Genomic DNA, 15,298 nt, shown 5'->3' with positions numbered 1-15,298 from the left:
TAGCAGCAGTTTCACTTCCTCTTCGTCCGGGCAGCGCTGTTCCGCCAGCGATAGCGGAACTTTCGCTTCCGTTTCCGCTGACTCAGCGGAACTATAAGTTCTGTTATTGCTGCTTCGCTCCCCTATTAAACCTGCATAAAGGAAGCGGAACTTCCTTTATGGCTTCATTTGCCCGGCCCCATTCAGGCTATCGGCGGCTTTAACGGAACTTTTGCTTCCGTTATCGCTCCGTCTGCGGCGTTCCTTCAGCTATAGCGGAACTTTCACTTCCGCTTCCCTGAACCGCCAGTCGAACTGGGGGTTTTCTTATACAAAAAAAGGCACATCGCAGTTTTCACCGCGAATGCGCCTTTCTCTGTTTCTACCTTAATACAGCTTGCCGAGCACAGCCTTTGCCGTCGTCTCCAGAGCTTCATACGTACGCTCCTTGGAATGGAGCGCCACGGCGGTCGACAAAACGTCCAGCGCGTGGATCTGTGACAGCTTGGAGGAAAAGGAGCCGCCTTGCAGCGGACTTTCCTTGGAAGCGGTGAGCAGCACGACATCGGCGAACTGGGTGATCGGCGAACGGGCATGGCTCGTTAGACAGATGATGCGGGCGCCTCTGCCTTTGGCGATCTCCATCGCATCCACGAGATCCTTCGTGCTGCCCGACGTCGATATGCCGATAACGACATCGCGACGGCCAAGCAGCGCCGCATTCATCGCGATAATATGCGCGTCGTTTTCGGCGGAGCAGTCGAAACCGAGCCGCATGAACCGGTATTTGGCGTCAAGCGCCGTAATCCCGGACGAGCCTACCCCGAAGAAATACAGCTTTCCCGCTTCGCGAATCATCGCAATCGCTTTGCGCAGGCTGTCCTCCTCCAGCAGTGTCGTCGTGTTCTCGATATTTTGCGCATTGATCGCGCTTATCTTCTTCACAACTACGGACAACTCGTCTTCGTCCTGAATGTCGCCGTGAATGCTCTGCGAAGGAGTGGACAAATTTTGCGCGACGGACAGCTTAAATTCCTGATACCCTTTAAATCCGAGCTTGCGGCAAAAACGGATGACCGATGTCTCACCGACGCCCGCCTTCTCCGACAGATCGGTTATCGTGTAAAAGACCGCGGCTCCGGGCTCTTTCATGACGACGTCGGCCACCTTCTGCTCCGATTTCGTCATGGACGTGTAGATGCTGGATATTTTAAGCAGCGTATTGTTCAAGTCGGGTATTTTCGTTTGCTTCATCGGTTATGAGTTTAGGACGGCTTATACTTCGTTCCAGATACGGATCGCGTTGTCAAGAGCCGCTTTCGTCCCCCACTTGCATTCTTCCTTGCCCTCGAACTCGATCGAGACATAACCTTCATAGCCGGCTGCCTTAACGATGCGGATCACTTCATACATATCGATGTCGCCTTGACCGACAACCGCGCCGCGCAAGTAGTTGCCGCTAGTGGAGCGGAACCAGCCTTCGCCCGGATTGCGGTACGACGGACGGACGTAGAAATCTTTCAAATGAACCATCGAGGCGTACGGCATGCTTTTCTTAACGGCGGAAACCGAATTTTCGTCCGCGCACAGGAAGTTGCCGATATCGATCGTGTGACGGAAATTCGGACGGTTCACCGCTTCGATAATGCGATGTACCCGCTCGGTTGCCTGTACGTGGAAGCCGTGATTTTCGATGCTCGTGACGATGCCGTACTGATTCGCATAGTCGGCGATTTCCACGCTCGCTTTGACGATCGTATCAAAGTCGGCTTCGAACCGGGCCGTTCCCGTTTCCGGAATCGGACGGGAAGCTACGTCATGACGCATCCGCTTCACGCCGAGGCGGTTTGCCACGTCCACATGTTTTTTTACGCGCTCGATTTCGGCGCGGTAGCCGGCTTCGTCCAGATCGATGAATTTGGCGCCGATCGCGTAGTTGGAAATCTCGATGCCGACTTCCGCCGCTTTCTCCACAATCGCGTCGATGAGTGCCGGATTTTCGTCCAGCGAGTAGCCGATCGGCACGATTTCCACGTGTTGGCCCCCGTTGTCCGCAATCCACTGAATCGCGCCAAGCACGTCGAATTCTCCAGCATTGATCGCTCTAGCCAAGCTATAAGTACTTACTCCGATTTTCATAGGTATCAATCCCTCCCGGGTGGTTTGCTGTTCCTTATCCATTGTAACCGGAGCATGGCAGTTTGTCTGCCATTATTTTCACTGTAATCCGGTGGAGAATTTCTCCATTTCCAGCTTCGCTGTCATCGTTTTTCGGCTGCCCGCCGGCTCCACCTCGTAATCCAGCCGAGCTGGTGCACGAGGACTAGAAACAGCAGCATACAACCCATGCTGATAGTCAGCAGCCACACAGTCATGTTCGCAGAAAAGGTTTCCATCGTCCAACCCGCGAGGTAAGGCAGCAGCGCGCCGCCAAGGCCGTTTACCGCCATGAGCAGGCTTGTCGTTTTATCGGTTCGCCCCGGGATTTGCTGATTGGCAAAAATAAGCGCGATCGCAAACATCCCCGACATGAACAGCCCGATGCAGAAGGCGAGCGCGAAGCCGCTCCATAACCCGCCCCCCATCGCCGTAAGCGCGAGAGACAAAACGGCGCCGAGCGTGGAGACAAGCAGGAACGGATAATAACCGAACCGGTCCGCCAGCAAGCCTGTGACCGCTCTGCCGATCACCATGCCGACCCAGTAAACGGTGACCACCAGTGAGGCGGCCGAAGCGGTCGCCATCCGGTCTTCGATGTATACCGAGGGCAGGAAATGGATCAGCGAAGCTTCGCTGCCTCCGTACAGGGAGAAAAACAAGGCGCACAAAACAAAAACCGAGGTGCGCGATAAACGGGCGCCGGATGATGGGATCGTCTGCGTCTTCTCCGCATCACTGGAGTCCGAAACGCCTCCTTCCACTTCAAAAAGCACTCCTTTTCGCAGCGAACGGTTGAGCGGTCCGAACCGCAGAAACATCCATACGGCAGCGAGCAGCAGCGAACCGAGTCCGAGTGTCGGAAATGCATAGATCCACGCCCCCCGCTTGATCAGAAAGCTGACCAGAAACGGCATCGTCAGCGCCCCGATCCCAAACGTAATCTCCAGCCGACTCATCGCCGCCGCCGGACGGTCCCCCGCCGCCAGCAGCACGAGCGAACCGATGCTTGCTTCAACAAGCCCTGCGCCGAACCCGGCTGCAAATAAAATAGGCGTCGTCCATCCCCACGACGGCGCCGCGACGAAGCAGGTTTCCACTGACAAAAACAGCAGCCCAAGCACGACCGTCCACCTGCGTCCAGCTAGCTTGGTGAATACGGGCATGCAAAGAACGCCGCACAATAAGCCGATAAATTGGATGAAGACCAAAAGGCCTCCGTCGTTATAGCTTTTGCCGTAAAAGGCAAGCAACTCGGGCAGTACCGAGCCTACAATGACTAGCGTAAAACCGGTGAGCACATAACACAAACAGCCCATCCACAAAAGTCTTCCCAACTCGTAACCCTCCACCCGTTCGCTCCGGCGATTTTCCCAATCGCGGTTATATACGCAAGCATTATTCATTGTATAGCAAATTATCGATGGATCAATAGGAATGGATTGTTTCGTTATAGTCAAAGTCGGATTTTCTTTTTGTTCCCAGGTATGGTAGTATGAATATCTGTTTTTCTCGACATTCACTCATCAATAGCCCTGGAGGTAACTGAATTGGATATTCAAAGTGCCTATCAAGAGGAAATGGAAAAGCTGGAGCGTTCGTCGGCTTGGATCGACCGGAAGCTGAAAGCGCTGCAGTCCGTTCCGAAATATACCGGAGACGATTTCACCGAGCAAGCGCTCGAAGCCAAACGGGAAAATTCCCGCCGCCATTTTGCAGGCGCACTCGATGAGCCCTACTTCGGCAGGATCGACTTCAAGGAGGAGCGCGACGAGTCGCCCCGCAAGCTGTACATCGGTAAGTTCGGCGTAGAAAGCGAGAAGGGCGATCCGCTCGTCATTGATTGGCGAGCTCCCGTCGCCAGTTTGTTCTATTCTTTTACAGGCGGCGACGGTCCTGCCTCCTACACGGCACCTGACGGCTTGATCGAAGGGCTCGTTTATATGAAGCGAAATCTGGTTATCCGCAAGCAAATTTTGCAGCGGGTCGTCGATACGTACGATCGCGCGAGCGATAACCCGGTCGTAACGGACGAATTCCTGCTGTATCGGCTCGGCGAGAACAAAGACAACAAACTGCGCGACATCGTTTCGACGATTCAGGCCGAGCAGGACCAGATTATCCGCTCCGTGAAAAATACAGCGCTCGTCATCCAGGGGGTCGCCGGAAGCGGGAAAACAACCGTTGCCCTGCATCGTCTGGCGTACCTGCTGTACGAATACCGCGACCAGATCCGGGCGGAGCGTATGATCATCTTCGCGCCGAACCGGATGTTCCTCGACTACATCTCGTCCGTGCTGCCCGAGCTCGGCGTTGGCCATATCGGACAAACAACGTTCGAGGACTGGGCGCTGGAGCTGCTGGATACGAATCTGACCCTCGCCGACGAAACGGAGCGGCGCGAGCGCTGGTTCGCCTTCGGGGCGGAGAAGCCGGTCATCCACGACGAAGCTCCCGGCCGGTTCAAAGGCTCGGTCCGCTTCAAGCGGGCGATTGAGGAAGCTCTGCAGCAATACGAGCAAAGCTTCGTTCCCGACGACGATTTCGAGCCTTGGCCGGGCGGAAAGCTCCCAGGCCGTCAAATTCGCGACTGGTTTTTCGGCGAATACCGCCATTATCCGGTAATGAAGCGCAAGGAGCGGGTCGAGGCGAGAATCAAGCGCTGGATCGAGATGGCGCTGAACGAGACGCGAGACCCGAACGTACGCAAGGAGCGCAAGAAAAAAGCGACCCAAAAGCTAAAATCCTACTGGAAGCTGTGGCCGGCGGAAACGCCGTTCGACTTTTACCGCTCTTTGTTTTCGCCGTCTGCAGGCGGTGATAGCGGAGCGGTGAAGCGGCTTACCGAGGTAACGGTCCCGGCGGCGGTTGCCGAGGAGTCGGTGAAGGCGTTCGGCAAAAAGAAGCTGTATCCCGAAGATTTGGCGCCGCTATTGTTCATCCACGACCTGATGTACGGCATCCACGGCGACCATACGTTCGATCATATCGTGATTGACGAGGCGCAAGACTTTTCCCCGTTTCAGATCGCTCTGCTGAACGAGCATGTGCGAAACGGTTCGTTTACGATACTGGGCGACCTGTCGCAAGGCATCCATGCATACAAAGGCATCCGCTCGTGGGAGGAGTTTCTTCATCTATTTCCCGAAGAAGCGCGCGCTTATTTCAAGATGGAGCGCAGCTACCGGTCGACGATGGAAATCATTCGTTTCGCAGGCGTCATTTTGACCAATGGAGTACCGGAATCGACGCAAGCTGTGCCAGTATTCCGCAGCGGCGATAAAGTCAAGCTGCTTCGCCACGAGATGTCGGCGAAGGTCGATACCGTTGTCCGCGTCGTCCGCAAGTTGGAAGCGGGTCCCGCATCCACGATCGCCGTCATAGGGCGGACCGAGAAGGAATGCAAGGAGTTGCACACAGCCCTGCTCCATCACGACATATCCGCAACGCTTATTGATGCCCGGCAGCAAAAATACGAGGGCGGCTTGTCCGTCGTTCCGGTATACCTGGCCAAAGGGCTAGAGTTCGATGCTGTAGTGCTGATCGATGCGGATGACGCCCACTACGGCCTGAACGAGCATGACGCCAAGCTTCTGTACGTGGGCTGCACACGCAGTCTCCATGATTTATGGGTGCTGTATGCTGGCATCCCTTCGCCGCTGCTAAGCGGAGCCGACGAGGAATTTGCCCGGCAGATCGACGCTTGAAGCTTGCACGTTCGGCACAAATAAGCTTGAGGCGCGAAGCCTTAAGCTTATTTGCCGTTTCCCCGGCGACACGTTACAATAGAAACATCCGGTTACATAGTCCATGGGGGGATCGTCATGAGATATTCCGTGCGCGAGGAGATCGCGAATGCGATCAGCCACGGCGTCGGCGCGCTTCTCAGCGCGGCGGCGTTAGCCATCCTGGTCGTGTTCGCCTGCCTGCACGGCGATGTATGGCATATCGTCAGCTTCAGTATTTTCGGCACGACGCTCGTTCTGCTTTATACATGCTCTACCCTGCTTCACAGCTTTCGCGAAGGCAAAGTGAAGGATATTTTCGAAATTCTCGATTATTCCGCCATTTATTTGCTGATCGCCGGCACTTATACCCCTTTCCTGCTCGTCACGCTGCGCGGTCCGGTCGGCTGGAGCATTTTCGGCATCGTGTGGGGGCTGGCTATCGCGGGTATCGTCTTCAAAGCTTACTTCGCGAGCAAGTTCATCATGCTGTCCACCCTGTTTTATATCGTAATGGGCTGGCTCATCGTATTTGCGATCAAGCCTTTGTACGAACAGCTTCCGTGGAACGGCCTGCTGTGGCTCGTAGGCGGGGGTTTGTTCTACACGATCGGCACCGTGTTTTTTTTATGGCGCAAAATTCCGTACCACCATGCCATCTGGCATACGTTCGTCATCGGCGGCAGCGTCTGCCACTTCATTGCCATCCTGTTTTATGTGCTGCCTATGCCTGGCGTGAGCGGTTAAGCGCCAACCATATCGTTACAAGCGAAACAGGCCGACGGCGTTACTCGCCCGACAAGCCTGTTTTTTTGTTCGTTCGCAGGCGGCGTCTCCCGCTACCTCCTCACTTGCCTCGCTTCCATCTGCTCGAGCGTAACCGGATAACGATCCCAAATAAACTCCATGTCATAGGCAAACGTATCGTTCTGCGTCCAACGGTAAACGGTTACAAAAACGGTGCCGAAAAATACGAAACAACCCAGCATCAGCATTAAAAAAGAGACCACGGGTACATCGTCTCCTTCCGGTTTCGTCGTTCGCTACCATATATATGCCGGGTAACGCAAAATAACCCCACAAAGTGAAGCCCTGGCTTCGAAGCAGGGGGGCTCCCCCGAAAGTAATAGGATTAAGCTGCGAAGCGTCACGTCACTTTCGGGGGAATCGATTACTCCAAATACTTTGCGGGGAGCCCTGAAACATGTAAGAAAAACGTCTATCGACGTACTTCAAGGATGAGCGACCGCGTTTTAGCGGAAATTTTTCTTGGTACAGAAAGCCTCATTTTCACTTTATCGAAGTAATCCTTCGCAGCTATGACGCTTTAGTGAACTTAAACTTTCTGTATCGGTAACGCAAAGAAAGCACCTTCCGCAGAAGGCGCTTTGTTGATGCTTTTATATCGTTGTTGCCACAGACCGCTTGTTAAACGGTCTCGGCAACCATTTTGTTCGTAATGCTGCCGAGCTTTTCGATTTCTACCGTGACGACATCGCCCGGCTGCAAGTAAACGCGCTTCTCCGGCGGATAGCCGAGCACGACGCCTTCCGGCGTTCCGGTCAAAATAACGTCTCCCGGCATCAGCGTAAAGTGGCGGGAAATGTAGCTGATAATTTGTTTGCAGTTAAAGATCATATCCGACGTGTTCGAGCTTTGGCGGACTTCGCCGTTCACGGTGCAAGAAATTTTCAGGTTGTTCGGGTCCGGAATTTCATCCGCAGTTACGAGTTCCGGGCCGAGCGGCGTAAAGCCGTCGCATACTTTGCCGAGCATCCACTGGTTCGTGCGAAGCTGAAGATCACGGGCCGACAAGTCGTCGGCGTTGCAATAGCCGAAAACGCTGTCCAGCGCCTGCTCTTCGCTCACATGCTTCGTGCGGCGTCCGATGACGATAGCCAGCTCGGCCTCGTAATCGACCTCGGAAGAAGAGATCGGCAACTCTACGTCATGCCCGTGTCCGTTCAGCGTATTGTTGAATTTGTTGAACAAAATCGGGAATTCCGGAATTTTCGCATTTGTTTCTTCCGCGTGCTTGCGGTAGTTGAGCCCTACGCAAATGATTTTTTGCGGCGCGGTTACGCAAGAGCCATAAGTAACCGAAGCGGCGTCGAGCCATGCGGCGGAGTCGGCTTCCGCTTCGCGGACATAAGCCTCTACCGCTGTGCGGGCGGCGGCTCCTCCTTCGATCATTTCATGAATCGTTTGCGGAAGCGAGCTTCCTTTGCCCGAACGGGCGGCGGCCGTAACGTTCAAAATGCCGCGATCGGTTTTCACGCCTAAGAAGTTCTCGCCTTGTTGCTGGATAGTAACGAGTTTCACCGCTTGTTCCTCCCGGTTATAGCAATAGACTGTCCGTTTCGCTGCCTGTCCCGCCGCTTGTCGGGGGGTTACAGCTTCAGCCGGAACAGCCGGATTGCGTTATTTCGATAAATGTCTTCCTTTTGCTGCGGGGTCAAATCCGCTTCCTGGACTTGGGCGAAATTCGTAATAAACGAGCAGCCCGGCATATCGGAGCCGAACAGAATACGATCGGTGCCGACCTGGCTAACCGCATAATCGATATCTTCCCTGCCGAACAACGAACCGGAAAAGTCGGTCCAGACGTTCGGGAAATCGCGAATCGCCTTTAGGCCGTGATAGGCGTTTCCGCCCAAATGAGCCATGATCAGCTTCGCTTCGGGGTAGCGGGAGGCCAAATTCGCCACTTGTACGCCCGTCGTTTCGTCGGGAAGCTGACGAACGGCCTTATGGAAAGCATGCAACAAGATCGGCACGTCGTATTCGATGCATAACTCGACAAGCGGATATACGAGCGGATCGTCGCAATAGGTGGCAATCCATAACTTCAGGCCGATCATGCCGTTATCTTCGATGCCGGAGCGCACGACGCGGGAAGCGTCGGCGTTGCGGGGATTCGCGTATACGTAGCCTTCGACCAAATCCGGACGCTCCTGGCGAAACCGGACGACATCCCGGTTATGCTGCTCGATTTCCGCTTCGCCGGGGTATTGCGCCGCTATACCGGACACGATGATTTTGGCGATATCGTAACGTTCGCAGTTCGCGATCAGCTCGCGGGTATGCGTCTCGTAACGGCCGCCCCATACGTGAGTATGCATATCGATCGTCATCGCTGCTCGCCTCCAGGGCTTGTTCGGTTTGATCCGGATTAATTATATGGTAGCGAAGAAAAAGCGGCATGTAAACGATATTTTTCGCCAATTGTTACGATTCCGTGAATTGGAGCGGGAAACAAGCGGGCTTACGGCATGTAAAACAGCTTCATGCTCATTTCCTTGGCGCCTTGAACGACCGCCCGGCCGACCCGCTCCCACAGCTCCGGCTCCCATCTCGCCTCCGGCATCGAAACGCCGAGCGAAGCGGCGATCTGCTGCTGCGCGCCGAAAACGGGGGCCGCCACACAGCGTATGCCGTGCACCGATTCCCCCATGCTGTAGCCGATGCCTTCGCTGCGAATATGACGGATCTGGCTCATCAGTTCCTCGTAGTTGGTAATCGTCGTGTCGGTCAGCTTGCCGAGCTGCCGATCCGGGTACAGCTTCGTGATGTCGGCTTCGCTCATCCCGCTCAGCAGCACCTTACCCATCGCCGTTGCGTGGAGCGGAAGCTGCATCCCGAGGTGGGAGACGAACCGGACCGGATGGCTGCTTTGCTTTTCCGCGATATATAAAGCCATGTCGTTGTTGCGGATCGTCAGAAACACCGACTCGTTCAGCTCGTCGACGATTTTTTGCGCGGACAGCTGAAATTCCGTCGCCAAATCGGTCCGCTGCGCGTATTTGCTGCCGATCTCGAACAGCTTGTAGCCGAGGCGGAACGTTTTGCCCATCTTATCGGCTTCCAGATACCCGCGGGCAAGCAAATTTTGCAGCAGCTTGTGTGCGCTGCTCGCCGGCATGTCCAGCTCCCGGGAAAGCTCCGTCAAGTTAATCGGCTCCTGCCGCTCGGCAAACAATTCGAATATGTCCAGCACCCGGTCGGCGGATTTTACGGTAGCCGCCTGTTTTTCTGTTTCTTTCATTCTGATACTCCTCTCCGAGCACTCTTATACGCGAAATATCGGGCGGCGCCGTCCCTTGACGGAGCCGGTCACGGCTTCAGCTCAGCTTGATCAATTGCCCTCCGTCCACGACCATTGACGTTCCCGTCACATAGGACGCTTCGTCCGAGGCGAGGAACAGCGCGGCGGCGGCAATCTCTTCCGGCTGGCCGACCCGCTTCATCGGGACGGTCCGCAAATAGTCGGCGATTGCGGCCCCGTTTTCGATCAGCGGCTTCGTCAGTCTCGTTTCGATAAATCCGGGGCACAGCGCATTGACGCGTATGCCGTGCGGCGCAAGCTCCAGCGCCATCGACATCGAGAGGTTGATCATGCCGCCCTTCGTCGTATTGTAGTGAACCTGATCGGCTTCGGCCTGAATGCCGTTAACGCTCGACATCTGAATGATCGAGCCGCCTTCCCCTTGGCGCACCATCTCGCGTGCCGCCCGCTGACTGACGAGAAAGGCGCCTTTCAGGTTAATATTCATATGACGGTCCCACTGGTCCTCGGTAATGTCCAGAAACGACGACACTTCGCAGATGCCGGCATTGTTGACCGCAATATCGAGCCGCCCCCATTTGTTGACGATACCGTCCACCATCGCATCGACCTGGGCCTTGTCGGAGACGTCGGTTTCGAACGAGATCGCCGTCCCTCCGGCGTCGCCGATCTGCCGAATCGCCTCGTCCAGCGCCGCCTTCCCGCGTCCGCACAGGGCGACCTTGGCCCCTTCCTGCGCGAACCGGATCGCTACCGCCAGACCGATGCCATGCGAGCCGCCGGTAATAAGCGCAACCTTATCCCGAAGTCTCATATCAGCCACCCTCCGTGAGCCGGACGAACACGCGGTCGATCGCCTGCAGCGTCTGTTCGATATGAGCCGTCTCGTGAACGGTCGAAACGTACCACAGCCCGTTCGGACGGACGAGAACGCCCTCCTCCAGCATCAGCTCGGCGAATTTGGCGTACCGGGCCGAATTGCGCTTCTGGAATGTATCGAAATGAGTAACCTCATCCTCGTCGATAAACATGAAGTGGAACACCGGCCCGATCTGGTTCACGACGCCGCGGAGGCCATGCTTCGAGAACAATTCGCGAATCCCGATAACGAGCTTGATCGTATTGCTTTCCATTTTATCATAAACGGCGGCATTGTTCTCGGTAAGCAGCTCAAGCACCGCCAGCGCGGAAGACGTAGCCACTCCGTTCCCGTTCAGCGTCCCGAGATGGCTCACCTGTTCCGAATCGATCAGCGCGAACAGCTCCTTGCGTCCGCCTACGGCGCTGACTGCGATCCCTCCGCCGAGCGCTTTACCGACCGTAACGAGATCCGGCATAATGCCGAAGCGGCCATGAGCGCCTCCCGGGCTCAATCGGAAGCCGGTGATTACCTCATCCATAATGAAGACGATGTTCAGTTCCCGCGTCAGCTCGCGGATTTTCTCCAGATAACCCGGCAGCGGCAGAATACAGCCCGAGTTGCACATGACCGGCTCGGAAATGACGGCCGCGATATGGCCCGCGTGCTCGCGAAGCGTCCGCTCCAGCGTCTCCGGCTCGTTCCAAGGCAGCAGAATGACATCTTCCAGACTGTGTTCGCTTTGCCCCTTCGTGCCGGGAGGAACGCTATCTGCAGCCGCGGACGTAGCCTTCTGCATCATGTCCGGACTCGGGAAGGAAGTGAAGATCGAGTCGGACCATCCGTGGTAATGGCCGTGAAAGCGGACAACCTTTTGTTTGCCCGTATAAGCGCGGGCGAGCCGTAGGGCCAGCATGACCGCTTCCGTGCCGGAGCCGCTAAGCACGACTTTGTCGGCGCAGGGCAGCACTTCGGTCAGACGGCGGGCCAGCTCGATTTCGCCGTCGTGCTGCAGCCCGTACGTAATGCCTTTGGCCATCGCCCGGCTTACCTTCTCGTTAAAGCCGGGATGGGCATGACCCAGAATAAGCGGTCCGTAGGCAAGCTGGTAGTCGATATATTCGTTGCCGTCCACGTCCTTGACCATAACGCCGGACGCCGATTCCACATAAAGCGGAGTAGGCTTCATCGATCCCCGCAGTGTGCTGGCTACTCCTCCGGCCAATACTTGTTTCGCTTCCGCAAGTTTGGCCCGTGATTTTTCGTATGTTCTCATCCTTCGCTTCCCCTCTCTAGGTATACCTGATTCAAAACGAATCGAGCGGATAAATAGGCCGCTGCAGATCCGTGTACCGGAAACGATGCAGGTTAGCTGTGCAGCATCCCGGCGTATCGACCTCGATCGTATGCTTCGCTACGTCGCCGAACGCCGTTCTCCAAGCAATGGCCGCCTTCACGACGATCATATGGAATTGCTCGGGAAGCAACCCGACAAACCGGACATGTCCGGGGTCCCAAGGCGCTACTCGCTCTTCCGTAATCATAATCGTGACGTTCCCGCATTCGACGACCGCCGTTTGCCCCATGCGGGCGTATTGGCCGGTCATATACGCTCCGATGTGACGGTAGTTGCCGTCAAACAACGTGCGGATTTTGCCCTCGATCGGCACCGGCTCGCCGTGCAGGTCGTCACTTTTACCGCCTACCCGGCATTTCAGTACCGCGCCGACGCCAAGCGCAGCCGCCTCACGCGCCGCTTCCGGATCGCGGATGACGATCAGGCTTTTCTTCGAAGCCGCCAGCAAATGCGGGAGCAGATGCGTCGCATCCGCAGGCGAGCCGCCTCCGACGTTGTCGGAGCTTTCGATCAGAATAACCGGTCCTTCCGGGAAGCTCACAGCCAGCTCTACCGCTTCCGCAGCTCCCGCTTGTTTCACCACGAACCGTTCCCTACGTTCCCAAGCGGCTGCAAGAAGCTGTTCGCCGCATCGTTCGGCCAGTGCCATGTCCCGGTCGGCCGTAACGACAAACGTCATCCCCGCATCCACGACGTCGCTGTAAGGAAAACCTCCGGCTACCGAAATGTTGAGAATGCCGGGCTGCTTTTCCAGTTCGAACGCCAAATCCATCATTTCCTTCATGACGCCCGAGGAGGTCAGCATCGCTTGCGGCGCTACGAGCATCCGCGTATGAATCCATTTCTGCACAGGTTTGATCCGGCCGTTCATCACATCGTGAAGCAGGTGGACCGCCTCGACTGCCCGCTCGTAAATGTCGACGTGCGGATATGTGTCGTAAGCTACGATCAGGTCGGACAATTCCACCATCTCGGGGCTAATATTGGCATGGAGGTCAAGCGTGACGGCAACCGGGAATTCGCTTCCAACGCGCTCTCTAACCCGCTTCAATATCTCGCCTTCGGCATCCGGTACCGATTCCGCGACCATGGCGCCGTGCAGGATGACGACAAGCCCGTCGATATCCGCTGCGATCGATTGGGCCAAGCCGTCCACGATTTGACGGAACGCCTCATCGGTTACCATGCCGCTAGGTGTAGCTTGCGTGTACAGGCCCGGCTTCAGCTCGATGCCGAGCTCTTCCGCCGCGTCGATGACGCCGCCCATCGATGTTTTCGTGCCAGTATACCGGTTCAGGAACGCTTCCTTCCCAGCTACCCAATCTCCCCCAAAAGCATCGATCCCCGTAAGCCCGGGCGCGAACGTATTCGTCTCGTGAATGACGCCGATTACGCCGATCCGTTTCGGCTTGTTCGCTTCCGTATGTTCCATTCCGATCATTCTCCTTCCGCTTCGCACCAATCCAGCATCAATTCCGCAAACCAGCGGATCAGCTTGTAGTAGCTGTCCAGATCCATGTATTCGTCCGCCGCATGGGCGTTCGAGCCGGAAGGTCCGAGGATGAGCGCTGGTGTCGGACTGTGCAGGTTAAACATGAATCCGTCGCAAGCAAACGGCGATCCTTGCAACGATGCCGGTTCGCGCTCCAGCGCAGTCGTGCCCGAACGTTTGACCGCCCCGAGAAACTGATCCGTCAGCTCGCCGGCCTTCATCTCGCTTCCATCCAAATACCGGATCAGCGGCGTAATGCGCGGACGGCATTTGGCCAGAATCGGATAGTTCGGCAGCTCGCTCTCGTAATAGGCCCACAGCATATCCAGAATCTGCCGGTCCGTCATGCCCGGATAACCCTCGATCCAGAAGTTGAGCTTGCCGTCGGCCGGCAGCTTCTCCTGAAGCTCGCGCTTCGTGTCGCCGGACAAAATGGACAGCACGACGACTTCCAGCGCGCGATTCGATTCGCTCCACAGCGGATGCGGCTTAATCTGCTCGTTCAGCTTCGCAGCGAACTTCTGGAGCAGCATCGCGAACGCGACGGTCGCATCCAGCGCGCTTATAAGCTCCTCGCCGTTAAAGCCGATGCCGCTCTTGCCGGAAAACTCGGCTTTCCAGATGCCCCCGCCAAGATGCGCCGGGTAAGGCACCAAATTCGTCGGCTCGGGAATGACAGCCATATCGGGATTAACCCCCATCAGCCTGCCGGCGAGAGTTCCATTCGCCCCGCCGTGCTCTTCGTCGACGACGCTTTCGATATACACACTGCCTTTCAGCCGAATACCGAGCTGATTCAAGCATCTTCCCGCTTCCAGCGCGGCGGCCATGCCGCCCTTCATATCGTACGAGCCACGCCCGTACAGCCTGCCGTCGCGTATCGCTCCTTCGAACGGTCCGTCCTGCCAAGGCTCGGTCCCTTCATACACCGTATCCGCATGACCGGAGAATACGAGCGATCTTCCGCCCCCGCTGCCCGGGAACAATCCGTGCACATTCGGCCGGTTCGCATATTGCCTGCTGCTCATGAAAGCGGGGTGCTCCCGTAGGCCGGGCACAGTGTCCAGCTCGTATACGGTCACCTCGGCGCCCAGATTATGCAAGCATTCTGCAAAATATTGCTGGTAAGCGTATTCATTGCCATGCGGCGGATGATTGACGCTGGGAATGCGGACAAGCCGGGAAGCAAGCTCGGCGGACGCCGTCTTATTGTCCTCGATCCATTGTCCGATTCGCTGGGATAGGGAGCTCCGGTTCATTAGCCTTCTCCTCTTCGTGTCGGCGCGTAAGCAATTACATCGATCTCGATCAAGTAGGAGCCGATCCCGCTCTGAACGGTCGTACGTGTCGGATACGGCTTGCTGAACATCGTTTCATATACTTTATTGTAAGCGGGCGTATCGGCCGAACTGGATAGATGCGCATTGGCCTTGATCACGTGATCGAGCGTAAGGCCCGCCGCTTCCAGGATCGTTTCGATGTTGCGGATGCACTGAGCCGTCTGCTCCTCGATCGTAGAGCCAACCACCTCGCGGGTTTGCGGGTTTACGCCAACCTGACCCGACACGTATACGAAGTCGCCGGCGCGAAGCGCATGGGAGAATGGAAGCGGAAATTGCGGCGCGTTAGGCGCAAAAATTTCTTTGGACATGGATGGTTCATC

Annotated in this window: 14 protein-coding genes; 2 read left to right on the top strand and 12 right to left on the bottom strand. The window is 56.3% G+C overall.

The annotated features are described in order from the left end of the window. Positions 1–366: 366 nt before the first annotated feature. From D7M11_RS14400 to D7M11_RS14390, 3 genes are all read right to left on the bottom strand, one after another. Positions 367–1,233, bottom strand: a complete 867-nt coding sequence (locus D7M11_RS14400; protein ID WP_120747931.1) for a MurR/RpiR family transcriptional regulator — start codon at positions 1,231–1,233, stop codon at positions 367–369. 21 nt (positions 1,234–1,254) lie between these two features. Further along, positions 1,255–2,118, bottom strand: a complete 864-nt coding sequence (locus D7M11_RS14395; protein WP_120747930.1) for a sugar phosphate isomerase/epimerase family protein — start codon at positions 2,116–2,118, stop codon at positions 1,255–1,257. 122 nt (positions 2,119–2,240) lie between these two features. Beyond that, a complete protein-coding gene (locus D7M11_RS14390; protein ID WP_158606604.1) occupies positions 2,241–3,473 on the bottom strand; it encodes an MFS transporter in 1,233 nt (410 codons plus the stop codon). Between the two features lie 213 nt (positions 3,474–3,686). Here D7M11_RS14390 and D7M11_RS14385 point away from each other — a divergent pair, with 213 nt between their 5' ends. After that, positions 3,687–5,843: a HelD family protein gene (locus D7M11_RS14385; protein ID WP_338042490.1), complete on the top strand. Its 2,157-nt coding sequence runs from the start codon at positions 3,687–3,689 to the stop codon at positions 5,841–5,843. 117 nt (positions 5,844–5,960) lie between these two features. Next, a complete protein-coding gene (gene trhA, locus D7M11_RS14380) occupies positions 5,961–6,608 on the top strand; it encodes a PAQR family membrane homeostasis protein TrhA (protein ID WP_120747928.1) in 648 nt (215 codons plus the stop codon). Between the two features lie 92 nt (positions 6,609–6,700). Here the strand turns inward: trhA and D7M11_RS36400 are convergent, their stop codons facing one another. The 9 genes from D7M11_RS36400 to D7M11_RS14340 form a co-directional block, all read right to left on the bottom strand. Beyond that, positions 6,701–6,871, bottom strand: a complete 171-nt coding sequence (locus tag D7M11_RS36400; protein ID WP_158606603.1) for a hypothetical protein — start codon at positions 6,869–6,871, stop codon at positions 6,701–6,703. Between the two features lie 418 nt (positions 6,872–7,289). Continuing rightward, positions 7,290–8,183 carry a fumarylacetoacetate hydrolase family protein gene (locus tag D7M11_RS14375; protein ID WP_193556195.1) on the bottom strand — a complete coding sequence of 298 codons (894 nt, stop codon included), beginning with the start codon at positions 8,181–8,183 and terminating at the stop codon, positions 7,290–7,292. A gap of 68 nt (positions 8,184–8,251) precedes the next feature. Continuing rightward, complete coding sequence (locus D7M11_RS14370) at positions 8,252–8,995, bottom strand: amidohydrolase family protein (RefSeq protein ID WP_120747927.1); 744 nt, start codon at positions 8,993–8,995, stop codon at positions 8,252–8,254. 131 nt (positions 8,996–9,126) lie between these two features. Continuing rightward, positions 9,127–9,906 (bottom strand): IclR family transcriptional regulator, encoded by a 780-nt coding sequence (locus D7M11_RS14365; RefSeq protein WP_120747926.1) that lies wholly within the window; start codon positions 9,904–9,906, stop codon positions 9,127–9,129. A 76-nt stretch (positions 9,907–9,982) separates the two neighbouring features. Further along, positions 9,983–10,741, bottom strand: coding sequence for an SDR family NAD(P)-dependent oxidoreductase (locus D7M11_RS14360; protein ID WP_120747925.1), 759 nt, complete (start codon positions 10,739–10,741; stop codon positions 9,983–9,985). Between the two features lies 1 nt (position 10,742). Beyond that, the gene (locus tag D7M11_RS14355) at positions 10,743–12,062 is read right to left on the bottom strand and encodes an aspartate aminotransferase family protein (RefSeq protein ID WP_120747924.1); all 1,320 of its coding nucleotides are present in this window, start codon (positions 12,060–12,062) and stop codon (positions 10,743–10,745) included. Between the two features lie 31 nt (positions 12,063–12,093). Continuing rightward, positions 12,094–13,575, bottom strand: coding sequence for a M81 family metallopeptidase (locus D7M11_RS14350; protein ID WP_120747923.1), 1,482 nt, complete (start codon positions 13,573–13,575; stop codon positions 12,094–12,096). A 5-nt stretch (positions 13,576–13,580) separates the two neighbouring features. After that, positions 13,581–14,894 (bottom strand): M20 family metallopeptidase, encoded by a 1,314-nt coding sequence (locus D7M11_RS14345; protein WP_120747922.1) that lies wholly within the window; start codon positions 14,892–14,894, stop codon positions 13,581–13,583. Then, the gene (locus D7M11_RS14340) at positions 14,894–15,286 is read right to left on the bottom strand and encodes a RidA family protein (RefSeq protein ID WP_120747921.1); all 393 of its coding nucleotides are present in this window, start codon (positions 15,284–15,286) and stop codon (positions 14,894–14,896) included. Before D7M11_RS14340 ends, D7M11_RS14345 begins: the two co-directional genes overlap by 1 nt. Positions 15,287–15,298 lie beyond the last annotated feature (12 nt).

It is taken from the genome of Paenibacillus ginsengarvi (assembly GCF_003626695.1).
Taxonomy (GTDB): Bacteria; Bacillota; Bacilli; order Paenibacillales; family NBRC-103111; genus Paenibacillus_AB; species Paenibacillus_AB ginsengarvi.
This window is presented reverse-complemented; position numbering and strand designations above follow the sequence as displayed.